General features: G+C 50.9%; 13 protein-coding genes. 9 read left to right on the top strand and 4 right to left on the bottom strand.

The window, feature by feature from the left end; translation table 11 throughout:
• The first annotated feature begins 317 nt into the window (after positions 1–317).
• From TX82_RS09440 to TX82_RS09420, 4 genes are all read left to right on the top strand, one after another.
• Positions 318–524, top strand: coding sequence for a hypothetical protein (locus TX82_RS09440; protein ID WP_005009719.1), 207 nt, complete (start codon positions 318–320; stop codon positions 522–524).
• A gap of 626 nt (positions 525–1,150) precedes the next feature.
• A complete protein-coding gene (locus tag TX82_RS09430) occupies positions 1,151–2,449 on the top strand; it encodes a porin (protein WP_005009717.1) in 1,299 nt (432 codons plus the stop codon).
• Positions 2,450–2,460: 11 nt separating this feature from the next.
• Positions 2,461–3,408: a metal ABC transporter substrate-binding protein gene (locus TX82_RS09425; protein WP_005009716.1), complete on the top strand. Its 948-nt coding sequence runs from the start codon at positions 2,461–2,463 to the stop codon at positions 3,406–3,408.
• Positions 3,405–4,226, top strand: coding sequence for a metal ABC transporter permease (locus TX82_RS09420; protein ID WP_005009715.1), 822 nt, complete (start codon positions 3,405–3,407; stop codon positions 4,224–4,226). The genes TX82_RS09425 and TX82_RS09420 overlap by 4 nt, the downstream gene beginning before the upstream one ends.
• Positions 4,227–4,275: 49 nt before the next feature.
• Here the strand turns inward: TX82_RS09420 and TX82_RS09415 are convergent, their stop codons facing one another.
• The 3 genes from TX82_RS09415 to TX82_RS09405 all read right to left on the bottom strand — a co-directional run bounded on the left by TX82_RS09415 (position 4,276) and on the right by TX82_RS09405 (position 5,954).
• Positions 4,276–4,482, bottom strand: coding sequence for a cold-shock protein (locus TX82_RS09415; protein ID WP_005009714.1), 207 nt, complete (start codon positions 4,480–4,482; stop codon positions 4,276–4,278).
• 175 nt (positions 4,483–4,657) lie between these two features.
• On the bottom strand, positions 4,658–5,086 hold the full coding sequence (locus TX82_RS15255) for a hypothetical protein (RefSeq protein ID WP_052338240.1): 429 nt from the start codon (positions 5,084–5,086) through the stop codon (positions 4,658–4,660).
• 85 nt (positions 5,087–5,171) lie between these two features.
• Positions 5,172–5,954 (bottom strand): formylglycine-generating enzyme family protein, encoded by a 783-nt coding sequence (locus TX82_RS09405; RefSeq protein ID WP_005009708.1) that lies wholly within the window; start codon positions 5,952–5,954, stop codon positions 5,172–5,174.
• A 576-nt stretch (positions 5,955–6,530) separates the two neighbouring features.
• On the opposite strand from TX82_RS09405, the gene TX82_RS09400 reads away from it, so the two are divergent.
• The 3 genes from TX82_RS09400 (at position 6,531) to TX82_RS09390 (ending at position 7,994) form a co-directional block, all read left to right on the top strand.
• Entirely contained in the window at positions 6,531–7,067 is a 537-nt protein-coding gene (locus tag TX82_RS09400) for a hypothetical protein (RefSeq protein WP_042251004.1), read from the top strand.
• Between the two features lie 97 nt (positions 7,068–7,164).
• The gene (locus tag TX82_RS09395) at positions 7,165–7,653 is read left to right on the top strand and encodes a hypothetical protein (RefSeq protein ID WP_005009704.1); all 489 of its coding nucleotides are present in this window, start codon (positions 7,165–7,167) and stop codon (positions 7,651–7,653) included.
• A 95-nt stretch (positions 7,654–7,748) separates the two neighbouring features.
• Positions 7,749–7,994, top strand: a complete 246-nt coding sequence (locus TX82_RS09390; protein WP_005009702.1) for a hypothetical protein — start codon at positions 7,749–7,751, stop codon at positions 7,992–7,994.
• A gap of 40 nt (positions 7,995–8,034) precedes the next feature.
• On the opposite strand, the gene TX82_RS09385 is transcribed toward TX82_RS09390, so the two are convergent.
• Entirely contained in the window at positions 8,035–8,403 is a 369-nt protein-coding gene (locus TX82_RS09385) for a response regulator (RefSeq protein ID WP_005009699.1), read from the bottom strand.
• 136 nt (positions 8,404–8,539) lie between these two features.
• Between TX82_RS09385 and TX82_RS09380 the strand changes: the two genes are divergently transcribed.
• Together TX82_RS09380 and TX82_RS09375 are read left to right on the top strand one after the other, a co-directional pair.
• The gene (locus TX82_RS09380) at positions 8,540–9,076 is read left to right on the top strand and encodes a DJ-1/PfpI family protein (protein WP_005009698.1); all 537 of its coding nucleotides are present in this window, start codon (positions 8,540–8,542) and stop codon (positions 9,074–9,076) included.
• A 303-nt stretch (positions 9,077–9,379) separates the two neighbouring features.
• A complete protein-coding gene (locus tag TX82_RS09375) occupies positions 9,380–12,082 on the top strand; it encodes an ATP-binding protein (protein WP_005009696.1) in 2,703 nt (900 codons plus the stop codon).
• Positions 12,083–12,969: the final 887 nt, after the last annotated feature.

Raw genomic sequence — 12,969 nt, 5'->3', positions numbered from 1 at the left:
AGAGTTCGCCTAAACTCATAGATTCATGTTTCAAAAAATAACGTTTTGTTCCGGCCAAATCAAGCCTTTCGGCAATTTTTTTAGTCCTCTCCCCCAGCTTCCCTGCTTCCCCGCAATGCGAATGGCTCCTTTAAAATTAAAATTTTTTAATATTGCTTTAACCCTCATTTAATTCTCAATTCTTATTATAACAATAGAAAAAGGGGGGGACTTCTTATTCTGCCCCAATCAAATCATTGTCAATTTTAAACCAACCGGCCCCGACTGCCGGTAACAAATAAATCAGGTTCCGCCCACCTAAGCTGAAGGAGGTAATCATGCTATATCCGGTTAAAGTCTTCGGTCGCAACGGTAAATTAAAAAAAGAGGTGTCCACACAGACCCTAAGCAAAAAATACTGGGAAAGTTTTTTTGATCCGGAAAAGAAAAACCTCCAAATCAAGCCGAAAGACGTAAATCGCAAACTGCTGAACGAAATGTACGGTGGGCTGGAATACGAAGACCACTTTTACAGCGAAGATTGATTTTCTCCCGAGTCCAATCCTGCCAAGGACAGGGCTCACTCCTCCCTAGAGGTCAAGCCCCCCTCTTCCACAGTAAGAGGGGGGTTCCTCTTTTTGGGCCCCATTTTATCTCCCCTGCCCCCTCTCTGTTTTTCTGATTTTTTGATTAAATTAGAATCCTTGCAGGATTGAACGCATCCTAAGCGCAACCCGGATTATCCGGCAAAGGCAAATTCGATGATGACCAAGAGACCCATTTTCAAGCGAAAATTCATATGGACCGCGCTGTTCACCCTCTGTTTTGCGGCCATGGTGGGCTTATCGCCTTTCCTTCACAGTCATGAATTTGACCTGAAAGACCTGCATCAGGATTGCTCCCCCTGCCATTTTTCCCATTCCAATGCAGGGCTGATCCCAATCCTCGAACCGTTGACCACGGACTTTGATGCGGTTTCCCAGATCGCCTTTTACCAGGAAACACATACCGAACCCGTTTCCATCCGCCACTCCGGCAGAAGCCCTCCCCTTTTCTCCTGAACATTCAAGGTTTTTGATCCACGATCATTCACTGCAACACCCTTGCTGCGCCCAGAATTTCCGGACGCGTGGCATGCCCTGCGTGTTGCATTCAAATTCAGGAGTTTTGCATGAATCCGCTCAAGCTCTCCGTTATGGTGTGGAGTGCGTTCCTGCTGGCGAGTTCCGCCTGGGCCCAGGACGCAAACACCGATTCGGAAACGTACAAACTGGAACAGCAGATCAAACGCCTGGAACGGCGCATCAAAAAGCTGGAGACTCAGCCATCCGGGCCCACCGAGCCGCAACAGGCACCCGGCACCCAGCCATCCGGCACCACCACGCCGGATATTTATAAGAATCTGCCAAAAGGAACCGGCAGTTCCGCCGACTCTTCGTTTTCCACGGCAACCGGATTGTCGCGGTTTTTCAACCCGGCCATATCCGTCAACGGCCTGTTCCTCGGGCAGTACCGGTCCATTGGCAATACCGATCCCAACAACGAAAACTCAACCGGCTTCAAAATCCAGGAAATGGAACTGCAGTTCACCGCCAACGTGGACACCTATCTGCGGGCCAATTTCCGTGCCACATTTGAAGGCGACGAAGTGGGAATCGAGGAATCCTTCATCGATGCACTGTTGATGGACCGGCTGGCTCTTCGCGCCGGAAAGTTTTATACCAGCTTTGGCAAGCACAACCTGCTTCATACCCATCAGTTTCCATTCATTGACCAGCCCCTGGTCAATGAAACCCTGTTTGGGGACGAAGGCCTGCTTGAGGTCGGCGTGGGAACCAGTTATCTTGTTCCGGTGCCCTGGTACTCGGAAGCCATACTTCAAGTGGTTCAGGGCGACAATGAAATCCAATTCAATGGGCCCCTGAACAACGATTTTCTCTATCTGGCCCACTTGAAAAACCTGTGGGACCTGGACGAGGAAACCACGCTGGAACTGGGAGGCTCCTTCGCCACCGGACGCAACCAGGCAGGAGCCCAGTCCGGTTCCGGGCGCGGCCGCACCAACCTGGTGGGAGGCAACATGACGGTAAAATGGAATCCCGCCAAGCGTTCGCGTTACAAAACACTCATCTGGCAGACGGAGTACATCGGCTCATTTCAGCAGACCGGGACCAATCCCGTCACCAACGTCGCCAACCCAGACCTCAACCGGGGCGGTATGTACACCATGTTGCAGTACCAGTTTCAGGAACGCTGGTGGGTCCAGGGCCGCTACGACTACGTCGGCTTCCACCAGCCGCAACACTTTGACGACTCGTACCGCTGGTCCGGTCTCATCGGTTACGTGCCGAGCGAGTTCTCCGCCATCCGCCTGCAGTACAATTATCTCGACCAGGGATTCTCAGAGGAACAACAGGTGTTGTTGCAGCTGAACTTCTCGATGGGCTCCCATCCTGCACACACGTATTGAGGAGGAATTCGATGAGAGGAGACGGCAACTCAACGTCGTACAGATGCCGACTTCCTGTGGCGTTCTTCGGGATCGCGCTCCTGTTGTTGCTGGGCGCGGTCCCGGGTTACGCCGCGATGAAGGTCGTCACCACCACGGAGGACATTGCTTCGCTTGTGCGCGAGGTGGGTGGAAACCATGTGGTAGCCGCCAGCCTCACACGCGGGTATCAGGACCCGCACTTCGTTCAGGCCAAACCGAGTCTCATGGTCACCCTGCACGATGCGGATCTCCTGATTTACCAGGGGCTCGACCTGGAGGTGGGCTGGTTGCCCCTGTTGATCCAGGGCGCGCGCAATTCAAAAATCCGGTTCGGCGAACCGGGCCTGCTCGACATGTCGCTGGCTGTCGATCCCATCCAGATACCCACAGGTCCGGTGGACCGGTCGATGGGCGACGTCCATCCCTTCGGAAACCCGCACTACACGCTGGATCCCGAGAACATCAAACCCATGGTGTTTCTGCTGGCAGATCACCTGGCCAAACTCGACCCGGAACACGAAAGCGAATTCGAATCCAACCGCGACCGGTTCATGGAACGCTTCCAGGAAAAACTCAAGCAATGGAAGCGAATCATGGAACCGGTAAAAGGAGCCCGGCTCGTCACCTACCACCGCACATGGGATTACTTTCTTCAGCGGTTCGGTATCGAGTCGATCGGTACTGTCGAGGTGAAACCCGGAGTGCAGCCCACTCCCGTTCACCTTGCCCAACTGGCGGAGAAAATGAATTCGCAAAAAGTGACGATCATTTTGCAGGCCAGTTATTACCGTCTGCGTTTTTCAGAACTGCTTGCAGGAAAAACCGGGGCGCGTATCCTCAGCCTGCCTCCGGGGGTTGGAGGCGTGCCTGAAGCCCGGACCACAATCGATTTTTTCGACTTTCTGGTTCACCAGATATACGGAGCCCTTCAACCATGACCGGATTCTTCACTTTCATGGCCGCACCTGCCGCCGGATGCATCATTCTTGCCCTTGTCTTCACTTACTTCGGTTTGCATGTGCTGAAACGCGAGGTGATCTTTGTCGATTTGTCCCTCGCACAATTGGCGGCGCTGGGTGCGACACTGGGTTTTGCACTGGAATGGGATGCCCACTCATGGGGGGCGCAAGGACTCTCCCTGTTGTTCATTTTCCTGGGCGCCTTGTTTTTCGCACTGGTCGAATACCGCTTTCCCGAAGTGTCCCAGGAAGCGGTGATCGGTATTGTGTATGTTGTCGGCGCGTCCCTCGCCATCATCATTGCCGACCGGGCGCCGCATGCTGCGGAGCACATCCAGTTCATGCTGAACGGCTCCATTCTATGGATCACCTGGACAGGCGTCGGCACCCTGACAGCAACCGCCGTCATCGTCGGCCTGCTCGCCTGGAAATGGCGGAAGTCGATTGAAACCTGGTTCGACCGAAAAATCGCCGACGCCGGGTCCTACCACCGTGCCTTATGGGATTTCGTGTTTTACGCCCTGCTCGGTCTGGTGATTGCCGTGTCGATCAAAACAGCAGGCATCTTCCTGGTGTTCACCCTGCTCATCATACCAGCAGTGTGTGCCACGTTGTTTGCCAATAACCTGTACCGTCAATTCGTTCTGGGTTCGGTGATTGGTGTGGTGGGAAGCCTGGCCGGACTGGCATTGTCTTTTTCACTCGATGTGCCGACCGGTGCGATGATTGTTGCCACCTTCGGGGTGTTGTTTCTTGCCGCCTTGGGAGTTCGATGTTTTCAAAATAACCGGGCATAAAAAAAGGCGGGGCCAAAGCCCCGCCTGCAGATTTGTTGTAGCCGGTGGACTAGACTTCCTTCTTCAACACATTCGAAGCCTGTGGGCCTTTGGGACCGTCGCTGATTTCAAACTGCACATCCTGCCCCTGAGTGAGTGACCGATAACCTTCCTCTTGAATCGCTGAGTAGTGCACAAAAATGTCTTTTCCTTCTTCTGACTGGATGAAGCCATAACCTTTTTTGTTGCTGAACCACTTAACTTTTCCGATCGGCATAACAATCCCCCTCAAAATCTTTAAATCCAATTTCCTTATATCAGGTATTTAAAGGCTGTCAAGGCTTATCCGTTATCGGAACCCGGCGGATCGGGGGGATTGATGAGGCCATCCGGAAACGGGCAAAAAAGCCGTTAAATTTCAATCACAACAATTTAGCCTGTTTGGGTTAAGGTTATATATCTTTATTTTTTGCGCGCAGCTCCGCTTCGAATTTTTCCCGCTCGATACGAAGCTTTTCGAGGAATTTGTCCACGCCACCATATTCTTTTTCATAGTGGGCACGGATGGTTTCGACGGTTTCAATGGTATCGGAGTTTTCCCCGACCAGGCACTTGCCATGACGGTCACAGGCCCAGACGGGATAATCCTTTTCCACTTTGTCCTGCAAGTCCTGAGGGATGTTTTCACGGTGCGGCAGAGTGGAATAGCTGGGATCCACCCTCTCCTCAATGCGGTCCAGTTCCTTGACCAGGTCCTCGATGTGTTCGCCGTCCCAGTCGCCGACATGGTCATCTCCATCGGCGGACATGATACGGTTTTTGATGGCGGGATCGATCTCGACCTTGTCCAGTGAAAATCGGCGTTGGTGTTCGGAAGGCATAACCCTTTCTCTCCATTGATTATCGATGACGGTATGCCCCAAACCGTACACCATTTGATGTGAAATCGAAACCTCAAATTGGATTTTAACGGCCGCCATCTCCCTCCACGGAGCGGGCAACGCGAAAGCCCAGTATGTAATGCCGATGCCCAGGGGGACCCCGGTAGCGGGTGGCTGAGCGCACATAGGTGACGAGGTTGGTCACGGCCCCGCCGCGGCGGGTTTTGAAACGCCCGGTTCCGGGTCCCTTGGGATTGTCACGCGGACTTTTGGAATAATATTCCGGATCGTACCAGTCGCTCACCCACTCCCACACGTTCCCAAGCATGTCATACAATCCGAAGGGATTCGGCTTGCGCGTTCCAACGGGATGCGTCTGAAATTCGGCCGAACCGTAATACCAGACGTAGTTGTTGTCGATTTCGTCACCCCAGTAATAACGTGTGGTGGTGCCGCCCCGCGCGGCCCGTTCCCATTCCGCCTCCGTGGGCAGGCGGTACACATCCGTGTTCTCCGTTTCGTTGAGCTTTTGGATGAACTCGGCAGCATCGTTCCACGAAATGCGTTCCACCGGGCGTCGGGGTTCTTTGTACTTCGATGGATTCCTGCCCATCAACTTTTCGTACTGCTCCTGCGTCACCTCGTAGCGCCCGATGTAGAAGTCACCAACACACACCTCGTGAGCCGGGCGTTCGTAATCGTAACCCCGGTCGTCGCCCATCATGTAACAGCCGCCCGGTATGCGCACCAGTTCGATACCGGTGGAAGGGGAGACGATCACTTCCGGATTTGCCTGCCCGGCAAAAACCGTTGCCACAGAGAACAGGTAAAACAGCAGCGCTTTGAAGAAAACAGAATAAAGTTTCATTTCGAAAAGAACTCGAAGACAGGGAGCAGGTCGAAGAACAACATGAAAACGAATTGCGGTGTCGGCTTGGAAGCCAATCCGAAGATTTTGATTTTAACAGAAGCCACCAGACAGGGGCCATCTTCTTTGAGACGTTGAAGCGGCCTTCACCTGACTGGAACTTCAGTTCGTATCTGTAATATTTTAATAAGTTTGTTCGAAAATTCCCGCAAACACTTCGAAAGGAGTTTGCCTGTATTCCTTTCCGTCCTAAATAGACGCTTCTTACCAAATGCGTTAGGAAAACAATTTCAAAGTTTTCGCTTTTAAAAGCCGATTCTGCCCTATTTTTGCGCTATGCGCCGAAACCTGATTTAGATATGATTGCCAGAAACAACCGCTTTCCAGGTAAGGATCATGCCCGCTCGTTTTCCTAATTCACCCGGTTCCGGTCCACCCCATTCCCGCAAAACAAGCCTTCTTCCCTGGCTGTTTGTAATCCTGATTTTCCCTGTTCCTGTCCTCTCCGCTTTGCCTCAGGAAAGCGAGTACCATCAATTCGGGGGCGCCACTCTGAGCGTCCCCAACGAATACAAATTGCACAACTGCACCCTGATCCGCAGTCAGCTTTTTCACAAGCAGAATACCAACTCGGTTCCCGTTACCCAGGTTGCGGAGAGCGCGTGCGAGTCAGACATCGAGGTGACCCTGCCCGATGTTCACGAGACCCTGCAGCACTTCGACCTGGTCATTGAAGTGAACAAGGGAGAACGCTGGGAACACCTCGATACCATTCCCATTAGTGCCTTTCCCCGCGACATGTTCAAATCGTTTCGTGAATGGGCGAAGGATCACAAGCTGATGGTGGCCGACAGCGAGGGCAAGCTGGAAGCGTTTTTAAAGGAACAGGAAATTCCTTTTACCAGCGCATTCGGATTCGAACCCCCTTCGCCCCGGGCCATCATGAAGGTCGGCAAGCGGGAGTACGTGTTCAACGAAATCGAAACGCCCTTCCCCAAGATCTGGATCAAGGACAAGCAGGTGATTTTCGAGTTGCGGTTCCTGGATCAGCTGTCCACCAATCCCTTGGCACAGAAAGAACTGCTCCAGGTTCTCAAGCAGGACATAGATTGAGTGGCAGGCACCCTCTCCTCTTTCATAAATCCATATTGATTCTTTTCCAGATTCTGCGAAACTGGATTTTGTCGAATGAAACGGGTTGGAGAGGAAGATGAAATCTGCAGGTCAGGGAGCGAAGGCGTTTGCCATCTGGGGCGCGCTGGGGTTTTTGCTGGTCGTTCCCCTTTTGTTCATTGACTGGACGAATCCCCCTGCCTATCCAAGACTGGAGCAGGCGGTGAAGGTGGTGCGATACCTGTCCTCTCCCCGGCAGGTCTCCCGCTCATCGTTTACCGCGATGTATCCAGAAGGCCGCCCGACCGAATTTGTGAAATGGATGTTCTCCACGGTTGGCAAGGCCAACTGGCCGCCGGCGGAAGATGGCCACCCCGACGAAGTTGAGGGGGCCAAATCCCTGCGCATTCCCCTCATTCCGAAAGACACCCTGATTGTTCCCGGGCAACCCCACCTGAATAAAGCCGGGCGCCAACTGGTGGTCAAGGGCGACGACCAGCGTGGAGTGCTGGTGGCCGAGGCACATTTCGATTCACGTCACCCTCCCGTATTCACCCTGGAGATTCCCTTCAATCCCCCGAAATAGAAGATTGAGTCCTCTTGACAAAGAGGGCAAATAAAGGAAACAATTCGGATGCCTGTCTTTTCAGGTGTTCTTTTTTCTCTGGTAGGGAGTGGATAATGAAAAAGTATGAAGTTCACAGCGTGTGCGATGCCTGCGGGGACGTGCACCCCACCCGCCATCATGTGTTGCTGGAAGACGGTCCGGATCAGACCCAAAGCGTGGAAGAATTCTGGGAGGGGAAGGACCTTCCGGCGGATGTTAAAAATGTGTTGGCCAACCCGTTTCAATGCCCCACCACAAAATCCTTCATCAAACAGGAAGACACGGAACAGGTTTACCTGGTTCCCCTTTCATATACCTGAGGCACCTTTTTTATGGGTGTTACTTTTACACGGAGGCGCCTCATTTCTCCAGATAGCGGGTTACCTTTTTCTCAAGCTGATCCAGTTCAATGGGCTTGTGAAGAACATCGGTCGCCCCTTGCTTCATGCATTCATCCGCACCATCCAGATAGGACTGGGCGGACACGATGATAACCGGAGTGGCAGAGTCGAGCTCCCGAATCCGTTTCAGCATCTGGTACCCATCCATGATGGGCATGCGTACATCCAGAACCACAAGGCAGGGCTTGAGGTCAAAAAACTTCTGCAGTCCTTCCTGTCCATCTTCGGCTGTTTGTACCCTGTAATTGAGGGATTGAAAAAAATCATTTAAAATCTGGCAGCTGTCGGGGTCGTCATCCACCACCAGAATCAGGTTTTTTTGAATCATTTTGACCTCGGGAATTACTGACTCAAGTTATTTCGGCCTCACGAAAAGGAATGGATGCAATAAAACTGCTTTTCCCAACCGGCAGAGCCTCATTTTCATACAAAAACCGTATTAAATCAACTATTTTGGATAAGTTATGCCGATTGAAGGAAAAGCCATCCTTATCATCATGCCAAATAATCAGTTCGATGGAGACGAACTGTTGGGGCTGCTGGAAGCCCTGAAATCCACAGGTGCGCGGGTCGTGGTCCTGTCCAAATCGGGGAGGGAGGCAGCCGGCATGAAGAAGGAACGGTTCACACCACACGGCACGATCATCGACTGGAACAAGCAGGAAGGATTTTCGGGAAAATACCCTGCCATTGTGTTGACCGGAGGCAAAGGAGCGGCCAAATCCTTGTGGAACGACCCCATCGTGCCGCAGATTTTGGTCGACCATCACCGAGCGGGAAGCACTATCGCCGCCCTGGGCACATCCATTGTGGTCGTGGCAAAGGCCGGCCTGTTGCCCGGCCGGGCGGCCTGCCCGGCGGATGCCGCCGCTCAATCGGAGCTTGAAAACCTGGGTATCGCCTGTGAAGAAATACCGGTTCTCGCCGACGATCGCATCGTGACCGCCCAAGGTTGTTCCTCAATCCAACCCATGGTTGAAATGCTCCTGTCCAAAATGTAGCTGGAAATCATTTAAAGAGTAAACAAGTCACTTTCACCCCACCCCGGAATAGAAAATTGCCCAAATGCCTTACGCTTTCAATTTTCGTCTTTTATAGCGCATTCGATTAATTGGAAGCTTTGATTCATTCTAACCTATATAATCAGCCTTTTTAGGGTTACAATTAAAATTATTAAAATTTTGAATTTTATAGATACATTTTCCTTAATATTCCTCCCTCAAATACGAAAAATATACTTGGAAAGATTTCAGGTTGCGCTCGCAAAAGCGTAAAACGGCACCGGCATAAATTAAGCAGGCCATATGAAATTGAAACCGAAGGTATACTTGTTCGTTTTCGGCATCAGTCTAGCCGTTGGCCTTTCTGTTTATTCCCTCATCCAGCAGTTTGAATCGGTTCTCGAAAACCGAATCGGTTCCGAGATCCACGACCTGACCGAAGATGCCATGGACACCGTTGACCGCAGTCTCTTTCTGCGGGTCGAAGAAGTGGAACTTCAACCCCTCGATATGTTCATCGACCGCCTGTTTGAACGGTCGAACCACGAATACGCCTCCATGCCCGACCGAGAAGGCTTCATCGCGAGGACTGATGAGGACTGGAAAAAAGGATTGGACACACCGGAAACCCGCAACATCCTGCTCAATCCTCTCTCCCGGGAATTCGAAAACAAGATCCGGTTCCTGAACAACAAATTCAAATTTTACTTATTCAGCGAGATCTTTGCCGTAAACCGATACGGCGTCATCATGGGGGCCTACCCGCGCACCACGGATTTCTACCAGGCGGACGAGACCTGGTACCAAAACGCCGTCCAGAGCCCGGACGACCTTTCTATAGAGGACGTTCAATACGATGAAAGCTCCAATGCTTTTACCCTGAAAATATCTAAAAAAGTTACTGACGGCAAAGGCCGTTATGAAGGGCTGGTGCGAGCGGGACTCAATATTGAACTGTTTGAAGAAATCCTGAATGACTCGCGAAAAAAATCGGAATTGAAGTCCCTGAAACTTTTTCTGCTCAACACGAGTGGCGAAATCCTGGTCTTCGCAGCCAGCCCTCTGGTCCCCAAACCGGTCAACCTGGCAAAGTATTTTGGACAAAAACACCCTCAATGGGAGGAAATCAAGCGGCTACAAAATGAGGGGCGCGGCTTCAAATATGGGCCTACAGAGTACGGTCCTTCCCTAATGGCGTATACCATTTCAGACGGCTGGCAGAATTTCAAAGGGATCGGGTGGAGCCTTGTCACCATTGTGGACGAGGAAGAAGTGCTGGCTCCGGTTTCGGACCTGAAATTACACCTGTTGACCGGCTTTTTGATTGTCTCTCTAATTCTGGTTGTAACCGTCGGGGCCTTTATTCGCCACACACTAAGACCGATTGAGCGGTTGACCCGGCAGACGGAGGCCATCAGCCACGGCAACTGGGATGTGGACCTGGCAGTCGATTCCAAAGACGAAGTCGGACTGCTCGCGCGTTCCTTCAACCGCATGACCAGCGTGATCAAAAAGCACCAGGAGGAATTGGAAGAGCAAGTCATCGAGCGTACCCAAAGAGCATTTCAGGCAGAGAAAAAAGCAAAAGAAGCCAGAGAAATGGACAATGCCAAAAGCCAATTCCTGGTAAACATGAGTCATGAAATCCGCACCCCGCTCAATGCCATCCTGGGTTACAGCCAGATACTGAGAAGAGACTCCAACCTCACGGATGTCCAAAAAGAAAAAATCAACATGGTGTACCGGTCCGGCGATCACCTTCTATCCCTCATCAATGACATCCTGGACGTTTCCAAAATAGAAGCGGAAAAGGAAAGCATGGACCGTCATGAGTTCAACCTGACGAACCTGATCCAGCAGCTGGCCGAGATCACGCGTGTGGATTGCGAGCAGAAAGAACTCCAGTTCAAGCTGGAAGCGTTTCCGTTGGACGAGGAATTATGGGTTTGGGGCGACCAGGGCAAATTACGCCGGGTTCTGGTCAAATTGCTTAGCAATGCCACCAAGTTCACCGACAAGGGAGGCGTTTTATTTCGAGTCACTTCCAAGGCTAACGATGAGTACCGGTTTGAGATTATCGACACCGGTCCGGGCTTCCCTCCGGAGGAACACGCCCTCATCTTCGAACCTTTTCGCCAGGGAAAAGAGGGTCGGAGAAAAGGGGGTACCGGAATGGGGCTCACCATCGCGAAACGGCTGGTCCAGATAATGGAAAGCCAATTAAAATTTGAAAGCAAGCCCGGAAAGGGAACACGGTTTTTCTTTTCCCTGAATTTAGTCAGCATGAACAGGAAAACAGATGACGGTTCGATTCCAGGGAGCCTGGAGAGAAAAACCAGCTCCCACGCCATTAAAGTTCTTTTAGTGGACGACAATCCCGACAACCTGGATATTTTGCGGGAACTCATTTCAACTCTGGGCGTGGAAGTAAAGTCGGCGGAGGATGGGGAAAAGGGTCTGAAAATTGTCGAAGAATGGAAGCCGGATATCTTGTTTGTCGACCAAAACATGCCGGGTATGAGCGGCATTGAGGTGATGAAAGAGATTCACAAAAAGTACGGGCAAAAGCAGTTCAAATTTGTCATTGCCACCGCTTCCACCCTGACCCACCAGACCCGCGAGTTTTTACAGGAAGGTGCAGACGCCGTCCTGAGAAAACCTGTCGTATTTGAAGAGTTGGCAAACCTATTTCGGGACCTGATGAAATCCAGATTCATTGCCGAAGAATCCGAACCAGAACCTCCTCCCCCACCTGAGGAAACAAAAAAAGATTCTATGAAAAAGCTGGACTACGGGTCCATTACCATCCCGCATTCCCTTTGGAACCGTCTTGAACGGAGTGCCCGCATGGGTCTGTTCATGGACTTGGAAAAAAATATTCACAAGTTGAAAGACTTGGGCGACAAGGAGGCCCAGCTTGCCGACCGGATGCATGCATTATGCAAATCCTATGAATCGAAGAAGATCCAGGAAATCCTGAAGAAAGTTATGTATACGGAAAACTAGCCCTCTTCCCCGTCCCGTCCAATTTGCCTCCCATTTCCGCTCGTGGCACTCAATTTCAGTAATATCAGTTCCCCAATCCAGGAAGGTCTGCTAAAAAGCAAAATTTTCAAATTCCCCCGTCTCAATCCTTAAGGGCTGTAGTCAACCCCATATTTTATACAATTCCGATTTTTTCCACCCAAACTCGAATATCGTTTTTACTTCCTGCCTCATTTTATTCAGATTTAACATTGGAATTTTCGGTTGACTGAATTAATAAGCCATTTATTTTTAAATGGTTAATATAAATTCAAAAGACTGGGATATAAATTCCGACTTGTAAATTTTCACTAATCTCGGTAAAGTAAATATAATTATACTTAATTAGGTATTGGCATAAACCGTGAATGTGCTTACATTTGGAATAAGCCCATTCAGTCCTGTTATTCCAATTTCTCTCCTAAAGGAAGGGGGTGGAGAGCCGGAATTTTTTATATTTTGGGGAACAAATACTACTACTGTTTGTCCACATACCATCTATGTTTGCCTGAATGCGTGGAAATGAGCCTTGGAAAAGAATCAGGTGTGACGAAAGTTTCTTCTGGTTGAGAAGAGACCGAAAGTATCTGGTTGGTTCGTTATTGGAATTGCAATTGGCAGATTATTCAGAGGCATGAGCTATGGCAGGACTCTTGGGAATCAATAAATCCGGTTTGCACCCCCTCCCCATCTTCGCGCCTGCCGGACTCAAGGTTCTTTTCCGGGTCCCTTCCTGTAATAGTCGGCGGACGTTTCATGGGAACCCGGCTCGAACCCAAATTCTTTTTAGGGGAAAAATTTCAAAATCCACCAGGCCAAACTTTTTCCGCCCTTCTTTGACCTGCACTCCTGCACCGTCCACAAACGGA

Origin of the sequence: Nitrospina gracilis 3/211, assembly GCF_000341545.2 — a bacterium.
Taxonomy (GTDB): domain Bacteria; phylum Nitrospinota; class Nitrospinia; order Nitrospinales; family Nitrospinaceae; genus Nitrospina; species Nitrospina gracilis.
This window is presented reverse-complemented; position numbering and strand designations above follow the sequence as displayed.